Annotated in this window: 24 protein-coding genes, 1 other RNA gene and 1 pseudogene; 13 read left to right on the top strand and 13 right to left on the bottom strand. The window is 71.2% G+C overall.

Going from position 1 to position 23,465, the window contains the following annotated elements:
• The first annotated feature begins 5 nt into the window (after positions 1-5).
• From ACZ4E1_RS00910 to ACZ4E1_RS00895, 4 genes are all read left to right on the top strand, one after another.
• Positions 6-329, top strand: coding sequence for a MazG-like family protein (locus ACZ4E1_RS00910; protein WP_467534575.1), 324 nt, complete (start codon positions 6-8; stop codon positions 327-329).
• Positions 330-389: 60 nt separating this feature from the next.
• The gene (locus tag ACZ4E1_RS00905) at positions 390-974 is read left to right on the top strand and encodes an MOSC domain-containing protein (protein WP_467534574.1); all 585 of its coding nucleotides are present in this window, start codon (positions 390-392) and stop codon (positions 972-974) included.
• Positions 975-1,062: 88 nt separating this feature from the next.
• On the top strand, positions 1,063-1,968 hold the full coding sequence (locus tag ACZ4E1_RS00900) for a glycosyltransferase family 2 protein (protein WP_467534573.1): 906 nt from the start codon (positions 1,063-1,065) through the stop codon (positions 1,966-1,968).
• 64 nt (positions 1,969-2,032) lie between these two features.
• Positions 2,033-2,524, top strand: coding sequence for a hypothetical protein (locus tag ACZ4E1_RS00895; protein WP_467534571.1), 492 nt, complete (start codon positions 2,033-2,035; stop codon positions 2,522-2,524).
• A 3-nt stretch (positions 2,525-2,527) separates the two neighbouring features.
• Here the strand turns inward: ACZ4E1_RS00895 and ACZ4E1_RS00890 are convergent, their stop codons facing one another.
• Both ACZ4E1_RS00890 and ACZ4E1_RS00885 read right to left on the bottom strand, forming a co-directional pair.
• On the bottom strand, positions 2,528-2,887 hold the full coding sequence (locus ACZ4E1_RS00890; RefSeq protein ID WP_467534570.1) for a hypothetical protein: 360 nt from the start codon (positions 2,885-2,887) through the stop codon (positions 2,528-2,530).
• On the bottom strand, positions 2,884-3,519 hold the full coding sequence (locus tag ACZ4E1_RS00885) for a DUF6232 family protein (protein ID WP_467534569.1): 636 nt from the start codon (positions 3,517-3,519) through the stop codon (positions 2,884-2,886). Before ACZ4E1_RS00885 ends, ACZ4E1_RS00890 begins: the two co-directional genes overlap by 4 nt.
• Positions 3,520-3,703: 184 nt before the next feature.
• Between ACZ4E1_RS00885 and ACZ4E1_RS00880 the strand changes: the two genes are divergently transcribed.
• Positions 3,704-6,079 (top strand): ATP-binding protein, encoded by a 2,376-nt coding sequence (locus ACZ4E1_RS00880; RefSeq protein WP_467534568.1) that lies wholly within the window; start codon positions 3,704-3,706, stop codon positions 6,077-6,079.
• Between the two features lie 5 nt (positions 6,080-6,084).
• Here ACZ4E1_RS00880 and ACZ4E1_RS00875 read toward each other — a convergent pair.
• Positions 6,085-6,421: pseudogene (locus tag ACZ4E1_RS00875) on the bottom strand (nuclease-related domain-containing protein); the annotation flags it as partial.
• A gap of 200 nt (positions 6,422-6,621) precedes the next feature.
• Between ACZ4E1_RS00875 and ACZ4E1_RS00870 the strand changes: the two are divergent.
• Positions 6,622-6,750, top strand: a complete 129-nt coding sequence (locus ACZ4E1_RS00870) for a DUF6408 family protein (RefSeq protein ID WP_467534566.1) — start codon at positions 6,622-6,624, stop codon at positions 6,748-6,750.
• Between the two features lie 51 nt (positions 6,751-6,801).
• Here the strand turns inward: ACZ4E1_RS00870 and ACZ4E1_RS00865 are convergent, their stop codons facing one another.
• The 5 genes from ACZ4E1_RS00865 to ACZ4E1_RS00845 all read right to left on the bottom strand — a co-directional run bounded on the left by ACZ4E1_RS00865 (position 6,802) and on the right by ACZ4E1_RS00845 (position 12,600).
• The gene (locus ACZ4E1_RS00865) at positions 6,802-8,919 is read right to left on the bottom strand and encodes a DUF2075 domain-containing protein (RefSeq protein ID WP_467535382.1); all 2,118 of its coding nucleotides are present in this window, start codon (positions 8,917-8,919) and stop codon (positions 6,802-6,804) included.
• A gap of 178 nt (positions 8,920-9,097) precedes the next feature.
• Positions 9,098-11,008 carry a DNA/RNA helicase domain-containing protein gene (locus tag ACZ4E1_RS00860; RefSeq protein ID WP_467534564.1) on the bottom strand — a complete coding sequence of 637 codons (1,911 nt, stop codon included), beginning with the start codon at positions 11,006-11,008 and terminating at the stop codon, positions 9,098-9,100.
• Between the two features lie 186 nt (positions 11,009-11,194).
• Positions 11,195-11,596, bottom strand: an RNA gene (gene rnpB / locus ACZ4E1_RS00855) — RNase P RNA component class A.
• A 37-nt stretch (positions 11,597-11,633) separates the two neighbouring features.
• Positions 11,634-12,161, bottom strand: coding sequence for a TetR/AcrR family transcriptional regulator (locus tag ACZ4E1_RS00850; protein WP_467535380.1), 528 nt, complete (start codon positions 12,159-12,161; stop codon positions 11,634-11,636).
• 1 nt (position 12,162) lies between these two features.
• Positions 12,163-12,600 (bottom strand): DUF4260 family protein, encoded by a 438-nt coding sequence (locus tag ACZ4E1_RS00845; protein WP_467534563.1) that lies wholly within the window; start codon positions 12,598-12,600, stop codon positions 12,163-12,165.
• 126 nt (positions 12,601-12,726) lie between these two features.
• On the opposite strand from ACZ4E1_RS00845, the gene ACZ4E1_RS00840 reads away from it, so the two are divergent.
• Positions 12,727-13,488 (top strand): MerR family transcriptional regulator, encoded by a 762-nt coding sequence (locus ACZ4E1_RS00840; protein WP_467534561.1) that lies wholly within the window; start codon positions 12,727-12,729, stop codon positions 13,486-13,488.
• Positions 13,489-13,526: 38 nt separating this feature from the next.
• Complete coding sequence (locus ACZ4E1_RS00835; protein WP_467535378.1) at positions 13,527-14,123, top strand: hypothetical protein; 597 nt, start codon at positions 13,527-13,529, stop codon at positions 14,121-14,123.
• Here ACZ4E1_RS00835 and ACZ4E1_RS00830 read toward each other — a convergent pair.
• Positions 14,074-15,519 (bottom strand): RNB domain-containing ribonuclease, encoded by a 1,446-nt coding sequence (locus ACZ4E1_RS00830; RefSeq protein ID WP_467534559.1) that lies wholly within the window; start codon positions 15,517-15,519, stop codon positions 14,074-14,076. The genes ACZ4E1_RS00835 and ACZ4E1_RS00830 overlap by 50 nt on opposite strands.
• Positions 15,520-15,810: 291 nt before the next feature.
• Here ACZ4E1_RS00830 and ACZ4E1_RS00825 point away from each other — a divergent pair, with 291 nt between their 5' ends.
• From ACZ4E1_RS00825 to eda, 3 genes are all read left to right on the top strand, one after another.
• Positions 15,811-16,587 (top strand): globin domain-containing protein, encoded by a 777-nt coding sequence (locus ACZ4E1_RS00825; protein ID WP_467534557.1) that lies wholly within the window; start codon positions 15,811-15,813, stop codon positions 16,585-16,587.
• A gap of 73 nt (positions 16,588-16,660) precedes the next feature.
• The gene (gene yaaA, locus ACZ4E1_RS00820; RefSeq protein WP_467534556.1) at positions 16,661-17,443 is read left to right on the top strand and encodes a peroxide stress protein YaaA; all 783 of its coding nucleotides are present in this window, start codon (positions 16,661-16,663) and stop codon (positions 17,441-17,443) included.
• Positions 17,444-17,517: 74 nt separating this feature from the next.
• Positions 17,518-18,141 carry a bifunctional 4-hydroxy-2-oxoglutarate aldolase/2-dehydro-3-deoxy-phosphogluconate aldolase gene (gene eda / locus ACZ4E1_RS00815; protein ID WP_399125859.1) on the top strand — a complete coding sequence of 208 codons (624 nt, stop codon included), beginning with the start codon at positions 17,518-17,520 and terminating at the stop codon, positions 18,139-18,141.
• On the opposite strand, the gene ACZ4E1_RS00810 is transcribed toward eda, so the two are convergent.
• From ACZ4E1_RS00810 to ACZ4E1_RS00795, 4 genes are all read right to left on the bottom strand, one after another.
• Complete coding sequence (locus ACZ4E1_RS00810) at positions 18,138-18,800, bottom strand: histidine phosphatase family protein (RefSeq protein WP_467534555.1); 663 nt, start codon at positions 18,798-18,800, stop codon at positions 18,138-18,140. The genes eda and ACZ4E1_RS00810 overlap by 4 nt on opposite strands.
• Positions 18,801-18,949: 149 nt before the next feature.
• A complete protein-coding gene (locus tag ACZ4E1_RS00805; protein WP_467535375.1) occupies positions 18,950-19,693 on the bottom strand; it encodes a zinc ribbon domain-containing protein in 744 nt (247 codons plus the stop codon).
• Positions 19,690-20,550, bottom strand: coding sequence for a Nif3-like dinuclear metal center hexameric protein (locus ACZ4E1_RS00800; RefSeq protein WP_467534554.1), 861 nt, complete (start codon positions 20,548-20,550; stop codon positions 19,690-19,692). The genes ACZ4E1_RS00805 and ACZ4E1_RS00800 overlap by 4 nt, the downstream gene beginning before the upstream one ends.
• 137 nt (positions 20,551-20,687) lie before the next feature.
• On the bottom strand, positions 20,688-21,743 hold the full coding sequence (locus tag ACZ4E1_RS00795; RefSeq protein WP_467534552.1) for an ABC transporter substrate-binding protein: 1,056 nt from the start codon (positions 21,741-21,743) through the stop codon (positions 20,688-20,690).
• A gap of 285 nt (positions 21,744-22,028) precedes the next feature.
• Between ACZ4E1_RS00795 and ACZ4E1_RS00790 the strand changes: the two genes are divergently transcribed.
• Together ACZ4E1_RS00790 and ACZ4E1_RS00785 are read left to right on the top strand one after the other, a co-directional pair.
• Positions 22,029-23,183 (top strand): hypothetical protein, encoded by a 1,155-nt coding sequence (locus ACZ4E1_RS00790; protein WP_467534551.1) that lies wholly within the window; start codon positions 22,029-22,031, stop codon positions 23,181-23,183.
• Between the two features lie 97 nt (positions 23,184-23,280).
• Positions 23,281-23,445: a hypothetical protein gene (locus ACZ4E1_RS00785; RefSeq protein WP_467534549.1), complete on the top strand. Its 165-nt coding sequence runs from the start codon at positions 23,281-23,283 to the stop codon at positions 23,443-23,445.
• Positions 23,446-23,465: the final 20 nt, after the last annotated feature.

Raw genomic sequence — 23,465 nt, 5'->3', positions numbered from 1 at the left:
GTCCCATGAAGGACGACGAACTGTGGGCGACCATCGGCCGGCTGTGCGCCTGGCTCGACGAGAACAGCGAACAGCCGCCCCGGGAAGCCCTGTTGCTGCGCATGCTGAAGCTGTCGGAGGAGGTCGGCGAGGTCTCCGAGGCGGTCATCGGGGCGATCGGCCAGAACCCGCGCAAGGGCCTCAGCCACTCCTGGCAGGACGTCGAGTCGGAACTGTGCGACGTCGTCGTGACGGCCCTGGTCGCCCTGAGCACCCTCACCCCCGACCCGCGCGCGAGGCTCTCCGCCCATGTCGCGGGCGTCGCCGAACGCTCGCTGGGCGGCGCCTGACCGGCGGCGCGCACCCCCTGGCTAGGGTGTCCCCGGATCACGAGACACAGGGGGCAGATCATGCAGGAAACCCACGAGACGCAGGGGACCCAGACGGCTACAGGGCTCGTCACGGCGGTCAGCAGCAACGGCACGTACTCCTTCACCAAACCGAACCGGGACAGCATCACGCTGCTCGCCGGGCTCGGGGTCGAGGGTGACGTGCACGCGGGGGTCACGGTCAAGCACCGTTCCCGGGTGCGCCAGGACCCGACGCAGCCGAATCTGCGGCAGGTCCATCTGATGCACGAGGAGCTGTTCGCGGAGGTCGCGGGCGAGGGCTTCGCGGTCCGTCCCGGCGACCTCGGGGAGAACGTGACGACGCGCGGCCTGGACCTGCTGGCCCTGCCGACGGGGACGCTGCTGCACCTGGGGGACGGCGGCGCGGTGATCGAGGTCACGGGGCTGCGCAATCCGTGCGTGCAGATCGACACGTTCCAGGACGGGCTGCTCAAGCAGTGCGTCGGGCGGGACGAGGAGACGGGCGCCGTGGTCCGCAAGGCGGGGATCATGAGCGTGGTCCGCGAGGGCGGCGTCGTGCGCCCCGGCGACACGATCCGCGTGGAGCTGCCGCAGGGCCCGCACAAGCCGCTGGAAAAGGTCTGACGCGCCTGACGCGTCCGGGGGACGGGCCTCGTCGGCCGCCGTCGAGGCGGCCACGAGGTGAACCAGGTGAACGACTACCATCGCCGCCATGACTGACAGGCGCCGCACGACCGAACAGCCCCGCCTGGGCGTGGCCATCATCACGATGGGCAACCGCCCCGACGACGTGGCCGCCCTCCTCGACTCGGTCGCCAAGCAGGGCGTCGCCCCGACGCGCGTCGTCCTGATCGGCAACGGCACGGTGCTGCCCGCCTACGACACGTACCCCTTCGAGGTCACGACGGTCGAGCTGGACGACAACCTGGGCTGCCCCGGCGGCCGCAACGTCGCCCTGGCCCGGCTGCGCGCGTTCGGCGACGTGGACGTGGCCGTCGAGCTGGACGACGACGGTCTCCTCGTCGACGCCGACGTGTTCGGCACGATCCAGAAGCTGTACGCGTCCGACCCGCGCCTGGGCATCGTCGGTTTCCGGATCGCCGACGAGCACGGGGAGACGCAGCGCCGGCACGTGCCGCGGCTGCGCGCGAAGGACCCGATGCGCCGCGGCCTCGTCACGTCGTTCCTCGGCGGCGGCCACGCCTTCTCGATGGACATGCTCGCCGAGACGGGCGACTGGCCCGCCGACTTCTTCTTCACGCACGAGGAGACGGACCTGGCCTGGCGCGCCCTGGACGCGAACTGGAAGGTCCTCTACGAACCCTCCCTCCTCCTCCAGCACCCGAAGACCTCCCCCGCCCGCCACGCCGTCTACCACCGCATGACGGCCCGCAACCGCGTCTGGCTGGCCCGCCGCCGCCTCCCCCTCCCCCTCATCCCCCTCTACCTGACGACCTGGACCCTCCTCACCCTGGCCCGCACCCGCTCCCTCGGCGGCCTGCGCGCCTGGGCGGCGGGCTTCGTGGAGGGCGTCCGCACCTCGGCGGGCGAACGGAAGCCGATGCGATGGCGCACGGTATGGCACATGACCCGCCTGGGCCGTCCCCCACTGATCTGACGGCTTCCCCACGCCGTCTCCCGCCCCGTGGACGATCACGGCCCGGCCGTGCTTCGCTGACGCCATGGAAGTAGTCGCCACCAGCCTCGTCGCGATCCTCGGAACGCTGCTCGGCTCCTCTCTGACGTACGTGCTCCAGCGGCGCACCGCGCTGCGCGCCGAGCAGTTCACGCGCGGGGAGCGGCTGCGCCAGGAACGGATCGACGCCTACAGCGCGTTCGCGGGCGCCCTCGCGAACTTCCGCCGGGGGCAGATGGATTACTGGTTCGCGAAGCACGCAGGCCGCCTGACCGACGGCGAATCCATCCACGACCTGCAACGCGAGGCCCAACGTCTGCGGGCGGCGGCCCTGGAGGCGATGTTCCGCGCCGAGATGCTGACGCCGTCGCCCGTGCTGGACGCGAAGGGCCGGCAGGCGCTGCGCGCGATCGACCTGATCCGCGAGACGGACGACCGCGACGCCCTGGCCCCGGCCCGCGACGCCTCCCGCTCCGCGATCTACGACTTCGCGGCGGCGGCCCGACAGCACATCCCGGGGCTGGTCGACTCCCGGTGAGGGTCAGCCCCCGGCGGGGAGCAGCGCCAGGATTCCATTGACCGCGGCGAGCACGGGCTGCCCCAGCGTTCCGACGGTGGCGGCGACGCCGGCGATGGCGTGGAGCGCGGAGAGCCGGGACGGGGGTTCGACGGCGCCGGTGGGTTCCACGTCCGGCAGCGCGGCGTCGAGCGTGTGACCGGTGGCGGTCGGTACGTGGAGCCGTAGTTCCCGGACCAGGGTGATCAGTTCGGCGAGCGCGACCTGCGCCTCGGGGGAGAGTTCCTGAGGGCTCGCGGTGACCCGCTTGTCGATGCCGACGTGGCCGCTCCCGCCGTGGATGCTGACCGCGTCGCCGTAGTGGTACGAGTCTCCCGCCGTCACTTTGCGACCCCCACGTTTCCGGTTCCGCCGTACATGTTCACATTGTCCCCGATGTGGTAATGCCGTGGGTTGAGTGCCATTTTCTCCACCGTCACCTGGAAGTCGGCGCCGGGATTCTCCAGCGAGTGCGAGATGCGCCCGACCAGTTGGTCCAGGTGCGCGCGGTGCGGACTCGTGACCAGCGCGGTCGACATGCCGGAGGTGTCGACGGCCAGCACGTGCAGCGGCGGGGCGCTGAACACCCGTTGGAACGTGGCCACCTCCCGCACCACGAAGAAGCCGAGCACCACGTAGATCAGCACCCCCATCACGGGGAGCGGGCCCGGCCCCTCGAGGAGCATCGCCGGGAGGAAGCCGAAGACGAGCGTCGGGACCGCCACGGACATGAACCGCCGGGCCGCCTCGCGCTTACGGGGCTGAAGGGTGGTGGCGTAGATCCGGACGACGTTCTGGAGCGGGTAGACGGCGCCGTCAACCCACAACAGCCGTCTGCTCACTCCGAGTTTGATGTCCAGGGCCGATCCGGGCGGCTGCGTGGGCATCGGCGGAAGCCCGCCGGTTCCACCGCCCTGGGCCACCACACCATGGTTGACGTGCGGCGGATCCCCCACCGCACGTCCTTGCTCCTGCATGACGAGCACCTCCTGCTCTCCGTCGGCCGGTCAGGTCCAGAAGGATCGGCGACGGCGGGAGTTGTTCGCCATGTGGCGCGTGAGCCCATAATCAATGAATCAACCTGAACGTCCGGGGCGGTGGTGGGTGTTGGCAGGCAGGCCGGGCCGTCGGGAACAGCCGCTCGACCCGCAGGCGGGTCCCTTGGAGCGCTTCGCCCTGGACCTGCGCACACTGCGCGAGGAGGCCGGCCTCACCTACGCACGGATGGCCGCCTCGGCCCACTTCTCCGCCAGCACCCTGTCCCAGGCCGCCGCCGGGCAGCGGCTGCCGACCCGCGAGGTGCTCCACGCCTACGTCACCGCCTGTGCGGGAGACCCTCATCCGTGGGAGGCCCGCCGCGCGGAGTTGTGGGGTCTGCTCTACGGCACCCCGGACTCCACTCCCGGGGACGGCCGGCCCTCCTTCGCTCCGGCGGAGTCCACGAGCTTCGTGGGCCGGGAAGCGGAACTGGCCAGGGGTGGCGCCTTGTTGGACGAGTGGCGGCTCGTCACGCTGGTCGGGGTCGGCGGGGTGGGCAAGACGCGACTGGCCCGGGAGATCCTGCGCGAGACGGCCGGGCGGTTCGCGGACAACACCTACTGCGCCGAGTTGGCCGACCTGCGCGGCGACGACGCCGTGGCGGAGGCGATCGCCTCCGCCGTCGGGGTGCAGGCGGGCGCCGACGAGGATGCGCTGCCCGCGCTCGCCGGTGCGCTGCACGGCCGCCGCGTGCTGCTCCTTCTCGACAACTGCGAGCACCTGCTGAGCGGGTGCGCCCGTACCGTCCACGCGCTGCTCACACGACTGCCCGCCTTGCACGTCCTGGCGACGAGCCGCCAGCCCCTCGACATAGGCGCCGAGCACGTCCTCCGGGTGCAGCCGCTGGGCCTGAAGGGGGCCGAGACGCCGGGCGACGCCTTCACGCCCTCGCCTGCCATGGCCCTCTTCGCGGACCGGGCCGAGGCCGCCTGCCCCGGATTCCGGGTGACGGAGGCGAACCGGGAGACCCTTGCCCGGGTGTGCCGCCGCCTGGACGGCCTGCCGCTGGCGCTGGAGATCGCCGCACGCCGCCTGCGCACACTGTCCCTCGGCGAACTCCTGGAGCGGCTCGACCACCAGTTCCGACTGCTGGGGCCCGGCGGCCGCGACCGCTCGGCGCACCCCCGGCATCAGGCGCTGCGTGCGCTCTTCGACTGGAGCTACGAGCTGTGCACCGAGGCCGAGCGCATGGCCTGGCAGCGGTTGTCGCTGTGCGCGGGCGGGGTGCTGCTGAGCGACGCCGAGCATCTGTGCGGCGAGCCCGATGCGGCGGGCGAGGCGGCCGGTGAGGCATTCGAAGCCCTCGCCGGGCTCGTGGACAAGTCCCTGCTGACCAGCGTCGAGACGGCCGGTCACAGCCGGCTGCACATGCTCGAGACCGTTCGCGCCTACGGGCGGGAACGCCTTGAGGAGAGCGGCCGGGCCGCGCTCGCCGTGCACCGCCACCGCGCCTGGTACCTCGGCCTCGCGGCCCGCGCGGGCCTCGGCTACGGCTCGTCCGGGCAGGCGGCTCTGCTGCGGCGATTACGGCCCGAGCACCCCAACCTGCGCCAGATCATCGCGTCACCGCCCCCGCCCGGCGAACCGGCCGAGACCGTACTGCGCGCCACCCTCGGATTCTGGCTGCACTGCCTGACGTCGGCCCACGTCGGCGAGGGCGCACGCTGGATGCGGGCGATCCTGGAACGACACCCCCGGCCGCCGTCCCCCGAGAGCACCCTCATCTGGTGCCGGGCGGTCTGGGTGGCCGGATTCCTCCTGCTGCTCCACGGCGACCACGAGGGCACTCACGACGCAATCCACCGCGCCGAACAGGCCCTGGCCACGGCCCCCGACTCCCCCAGCACCACCGAACTCACCGCCGCGTTCCTCCAACTGCGCGGCCTGTCCGCGCTGGTGACCGGCGACATGACGAACTCCGAGCGGTACGCACGGGCCGCGCTGTCCCAGAGCCACACGTCGGACGCCCTGCTGACCCGCGCTCAGTGCGTCGCCCAACTCGGCTTCACCGCCGTCATCCAGGGCGACCACGCCCGCTCCACCGCCCTCCTGGAACAGGCACTCGCCCTGTCCGAGGCGCGCGGCGACACCTGGCACCGCTGCTACCTCCTGTGGGCCCTCGCCATCGACCACGGCGAGGCGGGGCGCCCGGCGATAGCGCGGGAACTCCTCCATCGGGCGCTCCGGCACACCGTCGAGATCGACGAGCGCATGGGGCAGGCGTTCATCAGCGAGACCCTGGCCTGGGTGCTCGCCTCCCACGGCGAGGCCCGCGCCGCCGCCCTCGTCCTGGGCGCCGCGGACCGCGTCTGGCACCCGTCGGGCGCCCCTCGCCTCTTCGGCTTCGCCCTCATGACGGCCCATCGCGAACGCGCCCTGTGCCAGTCCCGGGAAGCACTCGGCGACACCGAGTACGCACGGGCACACGAGGAAGGGGGGCGCCTGGGACTGCGGCACGCTCTGGAGAGGACGTTCCTGGACACGAGCGGGCGCCATTGATCACCGACCAGCCCGGCAAGCTCCTTGGCCTTGCGACTGACCACGCGCAAGGGGTTGCCGTGCGTCCACCGGCGGCCACCGGGCGTGGTCTGCACCCACGTGCGTTCTCGGACGTGACCGAGCCGCGCCAGTCCTTCAGCTCGATCATGCAGGCACCACCGGGGGCGACGACCAGAGATCCACCTCACGGACGTGCCCCGTGTTCGCGGTGAAGGTGAAGTTCGACCAGGCCCGCCAGGAGTCAACGTCCGGCAGCTGCGCCCGGATCCCCTCCAGGCCACGGCGTTCGTGATCGAACTCGGACTCGGCGATCCCGAAGCCGACGGCACTCGACACGCACATCACCAACCCCTCAACTGAGCGATGCACTAACGTGGTTACAGCTGCGCACCTTCCCGGAGGGTACGTCGGCGGTGTTCCTGGTGCCGTTCCTCTGCATTGAGCGACGAGTGGTCTCCACCGCGTCGAGCACGTGGTGTGACTGCGGATGCCCGGTAGGGCGATCCCTGCCATTCCCAGCTCACGCTCAGGAGTGGAAACCGATGAACCCCGTTGAGTACAAGCTTGCACGTCGCGACCGGCTTCGTCAGATTCTGGTCGACGTCACGGTAGGAGTCACCACCAATCTGGTGGTGGCGATGCTCACCGTGGTAGCGCGCCTGGTCTTTTGACCGGCAGGTGGCGGGCCCGGGAGCCCGCCACTCCATCGACCGGCCGACGCCTCAGAAGAGAAACAGCTCACCAGGCGGAGTGCCCTTCTTCGGTCGGACCCTACGGCGGCGCCGCCCTCGGGCCGGGCGAGGCAGGTGTGGCTGCCGCGCCTGCTCAGGGAGGTTCTTCCACGTGGGTCGCAGCCCGTGGATCTCCGTCTCGCCCACGACGCTTTTCAGATACTCCCTGGTCTCCTCGTCCGTGGAATAGAGCACGGTCGCTCGGCTCGCCCTGGTCATCAGTACGTGATAGGCGTGCCGAACGAGGCGAGCGAACTCGTCGTCGTCCACACTCTTCGACCGCACCTTGGGATCGAAAGATCCGGGAACGGCGACCCGCTTGACGCCTGCAGCCTTGTCCTCACGCTCCTTGCCCCGACGGAACACCCATCGATCGCCGCGTCGCACCATGTCGTCGCCCATGATCACGCCGCACCAATCCCACTCCAGCCCCTGTGCGGTGTAGACACAGCCGATCTGACCGAGACCGTCCTCATGCACGGACCAGATCTTGGAGGGCGGGACGGTCTTGTTCTCGCAGAATGACTCACTGTCCGCGTTCCACGGCCGGTGCCACTCACCGATCCGCACGTCGGGCTCGAGCCGCTTCTCCCTGCCCTTGGGCTTCGTCCAGGGCCAGCAGTATCCGGCGACCATACGCGCGGACGCTCCGGCGCGGGCCTCGGAGCCGATGATTCGCTCCAGCTCTTCCGGACTGTCCACGACCTCGACGTGCATCAGTCCGTCCGGGGTCCACTGCTCCGGCTCTCCGCCTGACACCCCCAGGACCCCGCGCACCCACCGGATGTAGGCGTCGCTGCCGCCACACCGGAACTGTTCCCGCAGGCGGTATTCGAGAAGCTCGGCGTCGTAGCGCCGTGCCGCATCTTTTACGAGGTCGACGCTACCGACTTCTTGCGGGCGCACGGACTGCCCTTCGTCGAGAAAGAACACAGTCAACCGGGATGCGTCGAGGAGTTCGTCCACCTGTGGCTTGGTGCCCTGATCCTCGGGCTTCCAGAAGCGATTGGTGGAGCGTTCGCGCAGGCGATGAGCCTCGTCGCAGATCAGCACGTCAAGGGGCGGATCGGGCGGGGTGACGAAGCTACTGAAGTAGGTGAAACTCTCCTTGAACTCCCTGTCTCCGTAACCGACATGTTCCTGCAGGGCTCCATTGAATGCCCTGCTGCCGCTCGCGTATTTGACCGTACGACCGCCGGCCTCCAGCTCAGCCTTGAGTTGAAGGCCGATGGCGCTCTTGCCGGTACCTGCTCCGCCCGTCACCAGGAAGACGACCCGTCTCCCATCGGGGAGGAGCGCCGGCTGCACCGGGTCGGGAAGCACCTGCGCAGCCGTGTCGAGAATTTGGTCTGCGACCTTCTTCTGGCGACCACGCAGCGTGAAGACCGTGTCCTCCCCGCTGGAGCGGATCATGGCGTCGAGCAGCGGAGTGTTACGCAGCCCCATGCTCCGTAGCAGTACCTCAGCCGCCGAATCGGCGGCATCGGCGGAGAAGGTGTTCCGCAGGTCCGACAACAGTTGGTCACGGCGGTCGTTGGTGTAGACGCGGGCGTAGGAACCGGTCGGCGCATCGACGCCGACCAGCGGGAGAACAGAAGCCTCGGTCGCGTTGTGCAGATAGGCGAAGCCGCCACACTCGAACTCCAATCCGTGCAGTGGCCCCCGGACGCCCGTGAACGCCTTGTAATACTCGCGTAGTTGCAGTGCGGGATGCTTCTTCTCTCCCATCCCGGGGACGTGGACCAACTCCGCGGTGGCTCGTTCCACGCGGGTCACCATCGACCAACGCTTCAGCTCGACGAGCTGGACCGACAGGTTCTTCTCTTCGGGATGCTGCCCCACGAGGACGACGTCGATGAGCCGTGGATCCCCCGCTCGGTCGACCTCATCGAGCGTCGCCGCACACTCGACGACCATCTCGACGTTCCCGCGATCTGCGGCGACCAGATCCTCTGCAAGGTGCACCAGGCTCTCTGCCCAGGCTGAGCGTTCACTCAACGAAACATCGGTGCTGAGAAAGTGCTTCCACCGGGCAGCGAGGTGCGGCACCATACGGCGTCTTGAATTCAGGTGCAGCAGATCCCGCGCTGCCAGTTTCAGCAGGAGCATGGACACGAGGTGGATCCCCCAGGGCACGAGTGACTCGTGCGGATGGGGGCGTGTCCTCGTGAGGAAGCCCGTCGGACCGCAATGACGCCTGGGATCTTAGGGACGCGATCCCCGAACTTGATACATACGCCATGCCAGAAGGCTGGAACCGCAGGGATCATGGCCGAATATGACGCGCTCAGCGCCGCAGCTCCGAAGCCCCCGACGCAGAAGGTCGCGCCTCCACTCGGCCAGGTACCAGTTCTCGGAGTTTCTCCCTTGTCTCCGGGTCGGTCGAGTACATGACCGTGCCGACCATGCCTCTCGTCAGCAGCACCTTGTACGTGTTCCGAATGAGTCGGTCCACGTCGGCATCCGACGTGGACTTGTTGAAGACCGGGTCCTTCGACGCGGTGCGGTCCGTGATCCAGCGGTCGCCCCGCCAGACCAGGTCGGGGCCGATGATGACGCCCGACCAGTCGTACTCGAATCCCTGGGCGGTGTAGACGCAACCGATCTGCCCGAATCCCGTGGGGTCGGTGGCCCACAACGCGGATGGCGGTGCGCCTGAAACCGACCGATCTCCGCGCAGGTTCCACGGCCGCGCCCACCCGCCGATGACGACGTCGAGGGGCAACGGATCGCCGGGCTTGGGTTCGGGAGACCACCGCCAGCAATAGCCTGCGGACATCCGGGCACCGTAGAGGTCTGCACGGCGGGCACCGAGAAACGCTTCCAGTTCTCCAGGGCTGTCGGCCACCAACAGCTGCATACGGTCGTCCGGATCCCACACGACCGGCCCACCGGCCTCGAGCCCGAGGAGCCTGACCACCCAGCGAAGGTAGGCATCGCTGCCCCCGCAACGGAACTGGCTGTCCAGGGGGACGACGTGGCAGTCGATTCCTCTCCTGGAGGCAGCATCACGGATCTCCCCCACAGACCCCATCTCACCGGGGCGCACCACTTGATGCTCATCGAGGAAGAACACTGGCACGCGGGCAACATCGATGAGTTCGTCGATCTGTGCCTTGCCGGTCCGTAGTGCCGCGCGCGTGTAGCGGTTGGCGGACGTCTCACGAATGCGGTGCGCCTCGTCGCAGATGATTGCGCCCAGGCTGTTCTTCTCCGTGGTCATGAAGCTGTTGAAGTACTTGAAGAGATCCTGGACTTCTCGCTTCCGGGAGCCGGCCACCTTACGCATGGTCTTGGTGAAGGATTGTGAGCCGGTTGCGTGGACCGCGGCCACGCCTCTGCGGTAGAGCTCGCCAAGCAGCTGGAGTGCGATCACACTCTTCCCCGTACCGGGGCCACCCGTGACGATGACGACTTCCTTGTGATCGGCCCGCTTTGCGCGCTCCACGGCATTGAGGACCATGCGGTACGCGACTTGCTGCTCGTCCAAGAGGACGAACTGCTGTTGCTCCCGTACCTCCTGCGCCGCCACAGACATCAGCTGCTTCGACGGAGCGGTGACTCCCGCGAGCAGCTCGTCCGCCGCGTGAGCACCGGCGTGCCTGTCACTCAGCTGCGAACGGAGGTGGTCCAGGAACGCAGCACGGCGTTCCCCGGTGAAGAGCAGCGCCCGTCCGTCCCGTTCGATCTCCCGCAGCCCCGCCACTCCGACCTCGGTGGCATTGTGCAGAAAGGCGACTCCCTGGAGCCGGTCGCCATGCTCGGCCACGGCGCCATTGAAATTGACGAGGTAGTCGCAGTACCGCCGGACCTGCTCGATCGGGTTGAGCGTGGGATGCGTGTAAGCATCGACATGACACAGCGTGGGGTCGTCCTCGTGCGGAACCGCCTGGCTCCACTGTTTCAACTCCACGACGACGTAGGACGGCTCCTGCGTGACCGGGTGTACTCCAGCGAGAACGACGTCGGCCCGCTTGCTGTTCAGTGGGAGCGCGTACTCCAACATGACCTCGACATCACCCAGGCCGGCGTCGATGAGCGCAGCGACCAGGAGGGGAATGCTGCGTTCCCAGGAACGCAGTTCCGACACGCCGGGCTGATAGCCATGCAGGTGGACAAAGTTCTCGTTGAGATGGAGAAACAGCGAACGGTCGAGGGCCATGACGGCGACCGTTTTCGCGGACGCGCGGAACAGCAAGAACTTCCCCCCGGGCAGCACGAAAGGACTCGCGCGGGTGGGGGCGTGTCCTTCGAGACTCCACCGAGGTGGAGCGGAAGCCCGTCGGGCCGCATTGACAGTATGTTGAGGGTACCTGGCACGCTCGATGCCGGTACGAGTGGTCGCTGTCCGAGGCAGGGCCGCTCGGCTGGTTGCACAAAGGGGCAGACGAGTCGGGCTGTACGCCGGGTTCTGTTCCCCGGGACCTCGCGGTCGTCGGGGTGACGGCCATCCATCTAGGGCCGGCGTTGCCACCGGCCTCGTGCGGTCTACCCGCGGACATCGGGCGGGCAGCCCTCGGTCGTCCGCGCAGAGCCACCGAGGTGGCTCCTCTTGACCTTGCTCCAGGTGGGGTTTACCTAGCCGCCTGAGTCACCTCAGGCGCTGGTGGTCTCTTACACCACCGTTTCACCCTTACCGGCGGCCGAAGCCTCCGGCGGTCTGTTTTCTGTGGCACTGTCCCGCGGGTCACCCCGGGTGGCCGTTAGCCACCACCTTGCCCTGTGGAGCCCGGACGTTCCTCGGGAGGTTCCTGGTGGAACCCCACGCGGCCGCCCGCCCGGCTCGTCTGCCGTGCGGGCCATCTTACCCGCCGCGCTCGTCGCTACGGGACGAGAGCCGCCGTCCCCGTCCGCCAGGCGCCGCTCAGGTCGGCGCCGGGCGGAAACCGGCCGTGGATCTCCAGGACGACCATGCCGTGGGCGAAGGCCCAGGCGGCGCGGGCCCGGTCGGCGTCGCCGCCGCAGGCCCGGACGAGGGGCGCCGCGGCCCGGTCCTCCAGGCCGGCGGGCAGCGCGGCCCGGGGCAGGGGCCGCTCGGTGGCGAGGCAGTACAGGTGCGGGTGGGCGAGGGCCCAGTCGCGGTACGCCCCGGCGAGGGCGTCGAACGACCCGGGGTGCGCCCGCTCCGCCTCCTCGCAGGCCGCCGCCGACTCGTCCAGCATCTGCGCGACCAGTTCGGCCTCGACAGCCTGCTTGTCGGGGAAGTGCTTGTAGAGGGAGGGGGCCTTGATGCCGAGGCGGTCGGCGAGGGCCCGCATGGTCAGCGCCTCGGGGCCGGCTTCCTCCAGCAGGGCGCGGGCCTCGGCGGCGATCTCCGTGGCGCGGGGCGTGAGCCGCCGGCCCTCCTTCAGGTCAGGCACGCTGGAAGCCCTCCTTGGTCCGCAGTCCGTAGCCGAAGGCGCGATCGTACGAGATGTGGGCGAGCCAGCCGCACATGCCCGCGAAGGCCGGCGTCCAGTCGCCGGGCAGGACCGTGCAGACGACGGCCAGGGCGAGGGGGACCAGGGCGCGGTGCGCCAGGTTGTAGAAGGGCACGGCCTTGGGCTGGAGCTGCCCCTTCTCCAGTCGGAGCCGGTGCGCCTCGCCCGCGCCCACCGCGAACGTCAGGTCCGGGGCGATGAAGAACACCACGGCGAGGAGTCCGGCGAACCACCCGTGATTGACCGCCTCCACGATCGTGAACGCCGACCAGAACAGTGCGCCCAGCAGCCATGCGGTGCGGCGGATCACGGTGAGCGGCCTGCTTCCGGTAGGGGCGGAGGGGGCAGTGGGTGCTGTGCTCGTGCTCATGGGGGCCTCCCTGATCCGATCACTGCGGCTAACGCCGTTAGCCCGACACCGGGAGCGTATGGCTAACAGTGTTAGCCGTCAAGGGGTTCTTGACCCTCACGCGACGTCAACGTTTCTACTGAAGGCATGCGGATCGGAGAGCTGGCCGCGATCGTCGGCGTCACCACGCGGGCGGTCCGGCACTACCACCACCAGGGGCTGTTGCCCGAGCCCGAGCGACGGCCCAACGGCTACCGGGAGTACACGCTGCGGCACGCCGTCGAACTGGCGCGCATCCGGCGGCTGACCGAGCTGGGGCTCGGCCTGGCCGAGGTGCGGGACGTGCTCGCGGACGACGCGGGGCGCGACCTCGCCGAGGTGCTGGCCGAGCTGGACGCCGACCTGGCCCGGCAGGAGGCGGCGATCCATGAGCGGCGGGCCCGGCTGCGGGCACTGCTGGCCGGAGCAGAGGAGGGGGCTTCGCCGGACGACAGGTTCGCTTCGGCTGAACTCGCCGCTTTTCTCAGCGAGTTGGGGGAGGTCGAGGGCGACTCGCCGATGGCCGTGAAGGATCGGGAGATGGTGACCTTGATCGATGCGACCGCTCCGCCCGAGGCCCGCGCGGAACTGATGGCCGCGCTGACCCGGGGGTTCGCCGCGCCGGGGGCGGCGGACGCGGCCCGCGCGGTCTACGCGCGGCTCGACGCGCTCGCCGACGCGGCGCCGGACGACCCTCGGGTCGCGGAGGCGGCCCGCGCCCTGGTGGCGTGGCTGCCGGCCGACCTGCCGGCGCCGGACGGGCCGGACCGGCCCGCGCTGCTCGACGCGTTCCTCGCCGACTTCTCCCCCGCGCAGGCGCAGGCCGTCCGGCTGGCGCTGCGCCTGGCCGCGGAAGGGGGTGCCCCGTGAGGCGGGGCCGGGCGGCGCTGCCGGAGCCGGTGCGGCGGATGGCCGGGCACGAGATGCGGGTGTTCGCGAGTTTCGGGATGTGGGTGGCGCGGCGCCGGCACGGCGTTCCGGCGGGGGCGAGCGCGTTCCCGTACGCCCGGGGGCAGGCCCTGATGATGTACGCGTTCGCGTTCGTGTGCGCCGTCGAGACGTTCGGGATGTGGGCGCTGCTGCGGGACTATCCGGTGCTGCACCGGGTGACGCTGGTGCTGGACGTGTACACGGTGGTGATGGTGCTGGGGATGCACGCGGCGTCGGTGACGCGACCGCACGTGGTGACGCGCGAGGCACTGCGAGTGCGACGCGGGGCCCATGTGGACCTGCGGATACCGGTGGAGCGGATCGCGCAGGTGCGGCGCGAGAACCGGTTCACGCACACCCCGCGCGAGGGCGAACTCAGCCTGGACGTGGGCGCGCAGACCAGCCTCACGATCGAACTCACCGAGCCCGTGCGGTACTTGACGCTGCTCGGCCGCCCGAAGGAGGTCGGCGTGGTGCGGCTGCACGCCGAGGACCCGGATCAGCTGGCCCGCGCCCTGGACCGGGTCAGGCGGGGGCGAACTCGACCTTCGCCCGTCCTGGATCGGCCTGGGTGAGCCGCACCCGCAGCCGCTCCCCCAGCGGCAGCGGCGACGTACCGCCCGCGATCCGGGCGACGACGGCGGGATCGTTCAACTGGACGGTGCCGACCGCCGGTTCGCGTTCCTTGACGTCCACGACGCAGGCGTCGAAGAACTCCCCGACGCGGTGCTGCAGCAGCGCCGCCTCCACGAGGTCGATGCTCTCGCGCTCCACGGTGTTGCCGCGCCGGGTGCCCTCGGCCATCTCCTTGGGCAGGGCGGGCAGCGCCTCGGTGACCCAGCCGGGCGGGGACTGTCCGGCGCTCGCGGCCAGGCACAGTTCGGAGGCGTAGCGGTCGACGAGGCGGCGCAGCGGGGCCGTGCAGTGGGTGTAGGGGGCGGCGACGGCGGCGTGCGTGCTGAGTTCGGGCAGGTCGCCGCCGCTGAACGCGGTGTATCCGGCGCCGCGCAGCAGGGTCGTGCACTCCTGGAGGAACGCGGCGTGGTGCGGGACCCGCGGGTCGAGGGAGCGGACCAGGTCCGAGTAGGAGACGTGGTGCGGCCAGTCGATGTGCAGGGCCTTCGCGGTGCGGCGCAGCCGGCCGACGGCGCCGTCGGGGGCGGCGGGCAGGGTCCGCAGGATGCCGGTGCCGGCGGCGAGCATCAGGTCGGCGCCGGCCATGCCGGTGAGCAGGGAGATCTGCGCGTTCCAGGAGTCGGCGGGGAGCGGGGCGCGGTAGGCGAGTTCGTACGTGCCGTCGGCGGCGACGATCTCCTGCTCGGGCACGTCGAGGGAGATGCCGCCGCGCTCGATCTCCAGGGCCTCCCGGAGCCGGCCGATGTCGGCGAGCAGGGCGACGGGCTCCTCGGCGCCGCCGTCGTCGATGGCCCGCTGCACGCCCGCGTAGTCGAGTCTGGCGCGGCTGCGGACGAGGGCGCGGACGACGTCGGTGGTCTCGGTGCGGCCGTCCGCGTCGAGGTCGATCGTCCACAGGACGGCGGGGCGGATCTGGTCGGGCAGGAGACTGGCGGCGCCCTCGCTGAGCACGGTGGGGTGCAGCGGGACGCGGTCGTCGGGGAAGTAGAGGGTGGTGACGCGCCGGTGGGCCTCGGCGTCGATCGCCCCGCCGGGGCGGACGAACGCGGCGACGTCGGCGATCGCGTACCGCACCCGGAAGCCGCCGCCGGGGCGCCGTGACAGGTGCATCGCCTGGTCGAGGTCGACGGAGCCGGGCGGGTCAATGGTGAAGAACGGGATCGCGGTCTCGTCGCGGGTGGGCAGCCCGGGCGGGTCGGCGGCGGCCCGCTCGGCCTCGGCGAGCACGGCGTCCGGGAACGCCCCGGGCACGTCCAGCGTTGTACGCAGCTCGCGCAGCAGGGCGCCGAGCGGCGCCTGCGCTGCGCCGGTCACACGGAGATGGCGACGGGGCATGCATCGAGCGTAGGGCCCTCCGGGCGGGGCGGCATTGTGGGCTCGGGGTGGGCGGGGGCGGGGGCGCCGTTGCGTCTGCCCGGTGCGGGTGGTCTGGCGGGTGCCGCTTTCGTCGTGGCTGGTCGCGCAGTTCCCCGCGCCCCTGAAATGCACACCCTTCGGGTGGCATTTCCCCGATGAGGCTCGGCTCTGGGCGAACGGGCGATGGCGGGGCCGGGCTGAAGGGCAGAGTGGGCGGGGAATGTGCGTGGGCCGGAGCAGCATGATCCGTCACAGGGGAGAAGCAGCGGCATGTCGTCGAGCGTCGAGTACATCCGTTATCGCATCGCACCGGACCGGCAGAAGGAGTTCGAGGGCGCCTATCGAGAGGCGGCCTCGTCGCTCGCCGCCGCGCCCGAGTGCGTCGACTACGAGCTGACGCACTGTGTGGAGGAGCCGGAGCGGTACGTGCTGCGGATCCGATGGACCTCCGTCGAGGACCATCTGCGGGGCTTCCGCGAGGGCCCGCACTTCCCGGCGTTCCTCGCCGCCGTGCGGCCGTACATCGAGTCCATCGAGGAGATGCAGCACTACGAGCCCACGGACATCGCCGGTACCGGGGACCGCACCCCGAGCATCTTCGCGTGGGCCGGTGGCGCCGAGGCGTTCGGCCGGCTGACCGAGGTGTTCTACGGGCACGTCCTGCGCGACCCGCTCCTCGCACCCGTCTTCGCCGGGATGGACGCGGGCCACCCGCAGCACGTGGCGCTGTGGCTGGCCGAGGTCTTCGGCGGCCCGTCCCGGTACACGCAACAGCGCGGCGGGCATCCGCACATGGCCCGGCAGCATCTGGGCCGCGGCATCACCGAGGAGCAGCGCCGCCGCTGGGTGGATCTGCTGCTGGACTCCGCCGACGAGGTGGGGCTGCCGTCCGACCCGGAGTTCCGCGCGGTGTTCGTCTACTACATCGAGTGGGGCACACGGATGGCGCTGGTCTACTCGGGCGAGAACCCGCCGCCGGTCGACGCGGCGGACGTGCCGCGCTGGCACTGGGGCCAGACACCGCCCTGGCAGCCGACCACAGGCTGAACGGGCACGGAGGCGAAGGCCCGGGGGCCGTACCCTGGGCGGTCGAGATCCGACCGCCGTATGAGGAGTGCCCGTGCTTGTGCTGTTGCCGCCGTCGGAGGGTAAGGCCGCTTCCGGGCGCGGGGCGCCGCTGAAGCCGGAGGGGCTGAGCCTGCCGGGGCTCGCCGCGGCGCGGGCGGCCGTGCTCGACGAGCTGGTGGAGCTGTGCGCCGCCGACGAGGAGAAGGCGCGCGAGGTGCTCGGCCTGAGCGAGGGGCTGCGCGGCGAGATCGCGAAGAACGTGGAGCTGCGCACGGCCGGCGCCCGCCCCGCCGGGGAGATCTACACCGGGGTGCTCTACGACGCCCTGGACCTGGCCTCGCTCGACGCGGCGGCGAAGAAGCGGGCGGCGCGCTCGCTGCTGGTGTTCTCCGGGCTGTGGGGCGCGGTGCGGGTGACGGACCGGATTCCGTCGTACCGCTGCTCGATGGGTGTGAAGCTGCCGGGTCTCGGCGCGCTGGGCGCGCATTGGCGGACGCCGATGGCCGAGGTCATGCCGGAGGCGGCGGGCGCGGGCCTGGTGCTCGACCTGCGGTCGTCGGCGTACGCGAGCGCGTGGAAGCCGAAGGGCGAGCTCGCGGGGCGGACGGCGACGGTCCGGGTGCTGCACGCGCCGACCCGCAAGGTGGTCAGCCATTTCAACAAGGCGACGAAGGGCCGCATCGTCCGTTCGCTGCTGACGTCCGGTGTCGCGCCTGCGGGGCCCGCGGAACTGGTCGATGTGCTGCGCGAGCTGGGCTATGTGGTGGAGGTCGAGGCGCCCGCGAAGGCGGGGCGGCCGTGGAGCCTGGACGTCCTGGTCGACGAGATCCACTGAGGGCCGCCCCACCTGCGTTGCAGCATGCGCAATGGGCTTTGCGCATGCTGCGTCACGCGCGGCAGGATGTCCCCATGACCTCCTCCTCCGTGCTTGACCTCGCCCCCGTCGTCCCTGTCGTCGTCGTCGAGGACGCCGCCGACGCCGTACCCCTCGCGCGGGCGCTCGTCGCGGGCGGCCTGCCCGCGATCGAGGTGACCCTGCGCACGCCCGCCGCGCTCGACGCGATCCGTGCGATCGCGGACGCCGTGCCCGACGCGGTCGTCGGCGCGGGCACCGTGATCTCGCCGGCGAACGTCGCGGACGCGGTGGCCGCCGGGGCCCGGTTCCTGGTCAGCCCCGGCTGGACGGACACCCTGCTCGACGCGATGAAGGGCTCGGGCGTGCCGTTCCTGCCCGGTGTCTCGACGACCTCGGAGGTCGTGTCGCTGCTGGAGCGCGGCGTGACGGAGATGAAGTTCTTCCCGGCGGAGGCCGCGGGCGGCACGGCGTACCTGAAGTCGCTGGCGGGCCCGCTCCCGCAGGCCCGCTTCTGCCCGACGGGCGGCATCTCCCCCGCGTCGGCGCCCTCGTACCTCGCGCTGAAGAACGTCGGCTGTGTCGGCGGCAGCTGGATGCTCCCCGCGGACGCCGTCGCGGCGAAGGACTGGGCCCGCGTCGAGGAACTGGCCCGCGAGGCGAGCCGCCTCGCGGGCTAGCGCAGGTGTGCGGTGTCGTTGAAGCAGCGGACGGTCGCGTTGCCGTCCGCGTAGTACGCGACCGTCGACAGCGACGCCGCCGACAGCTCCATCCGGTACAGGGCCTCCGCCGGAGCGCCCAGCGCCAGGCGCAGCAGCGTCTTGATCGGCGTCACATGCGATACGAGGAGGAGGGTGCGGCCCCGATGGGACGCCGAGAGGCGCTCACGGGCCGCGGCGACGCGTGTGGTGACCGTGTCGAAGGACTCGCCCCCGCCGGTGGGGCCTGCGGACGGTGACGCCAGCCACACGCTGAGGTCGTCCGGGTGGCGCTCCCCGACCTCCTTGAAGGTCAGGCCCTCCCAGGCGCCGAAGTCCGTCTCGCGGAGGTCGTCGTCGACGGTCACGTCCAGGCCGAGGAGGGCGGCGGCGGCCTCGGCGGTCCGGCGGCAGCGGGCCAGCGGGGACGTGACGATCGCGTCGATCGGCGGGACGTTCCGCTTCAGGGCGTCCGCGGCGCGGGCCGCCTGCTCGCGGCCCCGGTCCGACAGTTCGGGGTCGGCCCCCCGCCCCGACCCCGAGAACCGCTTCTCGAGCGTCAGCGCGGTCTCCCCGTGCCGCAGCAGCACGAAGGTGGTGGGCGGGGACATGTCCGGGCCGGGGTTCGATTGCCGGGTCATTCGTGTCCCCCTGTGTTGGCGCGGGTCGCGCCACGCGCCGTGGCCGGCTTCGCTCTCGTTGCCGGGTGCGACACCGTCGTGGCTGGTCGCGCAGTTCCCCGCGCCCCTGAGATGCGCACTTCGTGCGCCATCTCAGGGGCGCGTCGGAACTACAGCCCGGATTCGGAAGTGCGGACCAGGATGCGGTGGCAGTTCTCGCAGCGGACGACCGCGTCGGGGGCCGCGGCGCGGACCTCGTTGAGCTCCGTGATGTTGAGCTCCAGGCGGCAGCCCTCGCAGCGGCGCTGGAACAGCTTGGCCGCGCCGACGCCGCCCTCCTTCACGCGCAGCTTGTCGTAGAGCTTCAGCAGGTCGGCGGGGATGGACCCGGCGACGACCTCGCGCTCCTTGGTGACCGTGGCGGCCTCCGCGTCGAGCGCGGAGGAGGCCTCGTCGCGCCGGGACGTCGCGTCGTCGATCTTCGCCTGGACGGAAGCGAGCCGCTCACCGAGCTCGGCGGCGCGCTCCTGCGCGGACTCGCGGCGCTCCATGACCTCGAGGACGACGTCCTCCAGGTCCCCCTGGCGCTTGGCGAGCGAGGTGATCTCCTTCTGGAGGTTCTCCAGGTCCTTCGGCGAGGTCACCGCGCCGGAGTCGAGGCGCTGCTGGTCGCGGGCGGCACGCTGGCGGACCTGGTCGACGTCCTGCTCGGCCTTGGTCTGCTCGCGGGCGCAGTCACTCTCCTCCGTCGTCGCGGCGACGTGCAGGTCCCGCAGCTGCGTGAGGTCCTTGGTGAGCGACTCGATCTCGGCGTGCTCGGGCAGCGACTTCTTCTTGTGCGCGAGCTGCTGGAGACGGACGTCCAGGGCCTGGACGTCGAGAAGGCGGATCTGGTCGGCGGGCGCGGCGTTCAGTTGGGGGCTCCAAAGGTAGAGAGTGCTGCGGGGTTGGACGCCGCGTGGGCGGTCCAGGGGTCGGTGACCGTCCGGGAGACGTGGACCCGCAGGCCCCATCCGTGACGGTCGGAGATCTCGTCGAGCTGGGCGGCGGCCAGCTCGCACCAGGGCCACTCGGTGGCCCAGTGCGCCGCGTCGAGCAGCGCGAGAGGGGCGTGTTCGCGAGCCTCGCTCGCGGGGTGGTGGCGCAGGTCGGCGGTGAGGAAGGCGTCGACGCCGGCCGCGCGGACGTCGGCGAAGAGGCTGTCGCCGGAGCCGCCGGAGACGGCGATCGTGCGGATCGTGGCGTTGAGGTCGCCGGCGACGCGGATGCCCTGGGCGGTGGCCGGGAGGCGGTCGGCGGCGCGGCCCGCGAGTTCGCGCAGGGTCAGCGGGTGCTCCAGTTCGCAGATCCGGCCGAGGCCGCGGCGGCCCGCGGGGTCGGTCGGGTCCGGCACGAGGGGGCGTACGACGCGGACGTCGAGGGCGCCGGCGAGGGCGTCGGAGACGCCCGGGTCGGCCCGGTCCGCGTTGGTGTGCGCGACGTGCAGCGCGATGTCGTTCTTGATCAGCGTGTGGACGACGCGGCCCTTGAAGGTGTCCGCGGCGACGGTCGTCGTGCCGCGCAGGTAGAGCGGGTGGTGCGTGACCAGCAGGTCGGCGCCCAGCTTCACCGCCTCGTCGACGATCTCCTGAACGGGGTCGACGGCGAAGAGGACCCGGCCGACCTCGGCGTCCGGGTCGCCGGCGACGGTACCGACCGCGTCCCATCCCTCGGCGAGGGCCGGGGACCAGAGGGCGTCGAGCGCGGCGGTGACTTCAGACAGACGGGGCACGCAGACAGGTTACCTGCGCTGCGTGCCCGAGCCCCAAGCGTGGTCAGGTCCTGCCCGGTGGGTCAGGTCGCACTCGGGTGGCCTGTGCTGCTCCGTGCCAGACCCCGCGCCCGCGACAGGACCCGCCGGGCAGGGCCTTACTTGACGAGGTCGCCTCGGAGGTCGTCGAGGACCTCGTGGGCGGCGGTGACGCCGAGGCCGAGGTACCAGGTCTCGTCCGGGACGTCCTTGGCCTGCCCGTCCTTGACGGCCTTGAGGTTCTTCCAGAGCGGGTTGTTCTCGGCGCCGGCGCGCTGGGTCTTCTTGGCGTCGCCGTAGACGCCGGTGAAGATCCAGTCGGCGTCGGCGGAGTCGATCTTCTCGGGGCTGATCTCGGTCGCCAGGTCGTCGATCTGCTGGTTCTTCGGCCGCGGGATGCCGGCGTCGTCGAGGATCGTGCCGATGAAGGAGGCCTTGGCGTAGAGGCGGATGCGGTCCGGCATGTAGCGGAGCATCGTGACGGTCGGGGCCTTGCCGCCGTTCGCCTTCTTCACGTCGGCGCCGAGCTGCTTCACGTCCTTCTCGTACGCGGCGAGGTTCGCCTCGGCCTGCGCCTTCTTGTCGAGGGCGGAGGCGTTGAGGAGGTAGTTCTCCTTCCACGTGAAGCCGGGGCGGATGGAGAAGACGGTGGGGGCGATCTTGGAGAGCTGCGGGTAGAGCTTGGCGGCGCGCAGCTCGCTGCCGAGGATCAGGTCGGGCTTGAGGTTGGCGATCGCCTCGAGGTTGAGGGCGTTGATCGTGCCGACGTTCTTCGGGCTGCCCGCTTCCTTCTTCAGGTAGGAGGGGATGCCCTCGTCGCCCTCGGTGGGGGCGTAGCCGACGGGCTTGACGCCGAGGGAGGCGACGTTGTCGAGCTCGCCGACGTCGAGGACGACGACCCTCTTGGGCTGCGCCTTCAGCTCGGTCTTGCCCATGGCGTGCGTGACGGTGCGCGGGAACTGGCCGGCCTTCGCGGTCGTGCCCATCTTCGCGGTCTGCTCGGCGGCCTTCGAGAAGTCGTCGCCGCCCTGGGCGACGGCCTTGGAGCCCGTGCCGTTGCCGTCCTTCCCGCCGGAGCCGCCGGTGTCGCCGGAACCGCAGGCGGTGAGGGTGAGGGCGGCGGCCGCGGTGACGGCGGCGGCCACGATCCGGGTGCGGTGGTGGCGTAGGGACATCTCGGCTCGGCTCCAGCGGTCACGGGGGTACGGGCGTACGGACCTCCGCACACCCACAGGGTTTGGTTAGGCAAACCTTACAACCCTGCCCGCGGCGGGCCTCTCCGGGCCCGGCCGCGCTCCGTGAGCACACCCGGCACAGCGCTCTCAGCGGATTCGCCGCTTCGCCACCCTTTGGGGTGAAGCGTCGGGCGCCCGGTGCCACGGAGGTACGTGCGAAAACTAGCTTCGACCGCGAACGACCGGAGGCGACAGAACCGGAACAGAACCGGAGGTGGCAGATCCATGACGGCCTTGGCGATCGAGCCCACGACCGGGACGCGGCCGGAGCCGCCGCGCACCGGGTGCGTGATCACGGCGGACGGGTCGTACGCGGCCCGGCTCGCGCACAACGGGGCGGACGGCGCGGCCCTCTCCTGGTTCCCCGAGCGCTGGACGCTGGACGGACCGGAGCCGTACGCGGTCCCGCTGCCGACGAACCAGCCGGAGGAACCGGACACGGCGGTGCTGCCGCTGGCCGACGGCCGGGTCCTGGTCCGGCGCCGGGCGGACGGACGTCATCTGTTCTCGCTGCTCTACCCGACGGGCCCCGGCACCGGCGAGGTGCTCCTCGGGTCCGTGGAGTGCGAGGAGCTGACCCTGCTGCCGCCCGCGCCGGACGGCCGGTGCGCGTACGCGCTCGCCCCGGGTGAGACGAGCACCGACGTGTGGCGGGTGGCGGGCGGGGCGTTCGGGCCCGAGCACGTGGCCGCGGTGCCGGGGCGCTGCTCGGGCGGCGTGTGGCTGGACCGCACCGGCCGGCTGCTCGCCCTCGACCGCGAACCGGCCGACGGGGACGGCCCGGTGAAGACGGTCGCGGTGGATCTGGACCGGGACGGCGAGGTGTCGCCGCTGCTGCAGATCACCGAGGAGAGCGAGGACCGGCTGCTGCTCGCGGACCCCGACAGCGGCCTGATCCTGCTCCGCTCGGACGCCGCCACCCCGGGCGAACTCCGGCTCGGCTGGGGCGTGTTGGGCAGTACGCTGCCGATCCGCTTCCCGCAGGCGCTGCGGCTCGCGGACTGCGCGCTGACCCCGTTCGCCGTACAGCCCGGGCAGACCCTGCTGCCCGAGAGCTGCGCGGTGGCGCTGCGCATCGACGGGCCGACCGGGACCGAGGGCGGGGCGCCGTGGCTCGGCGTGTGGCGTCCCGCCGTGTCGCACCTGCATCAACTGGCGGCGCCTGTAGGGTGGTTGGCCGGTACGGGCTTCTGGTCGCGGGACGGGGTCCTGGCGCTGCCGTACGTCACGGAGGACGTGTCGTGCGGGCTCGCGCGCATCCCCGCACCCGAGCCGCCACAGCCCCGCGAACCGGTCGCGCAGGCACCTCAGGCACCTGCGGTGCGGCGCCCGGTTCCGTTGGGGCAGGCACCCCTCGGTGGGCGCCCGGCGGTTGGTTAGACTCGCCCGGCTGTATCGAGAAGGATCTTGTCCGGGACGTGCTGTCCGGGCAGGTGTTCAGTCAACGGGGACAAGAAGTTACGGGGTGAGCTCTCCCATGACGGAAGGCAACGGTTCGAACGTCGCGGTGTGCATGCCGGAGCAGGAACGATCCGGCTCCGGGCGGCACCGTGGAGCGGTCTCGACGCCCGCGCAGAGCGACAGCCACGAGCAGTCGCAGCCGCGCGGGCGGCACCGCGGGGCGCGCGCCGACGAAGCGTAGGCGCTCCGCTTCGGTGCGGG

It is taken from the genome of Streptomyces sp. NPDC025806 (assembly GCF_055558275.1).
This window is presented reverse-complemented; position numbering and strand designations above follow the sequence as displayed.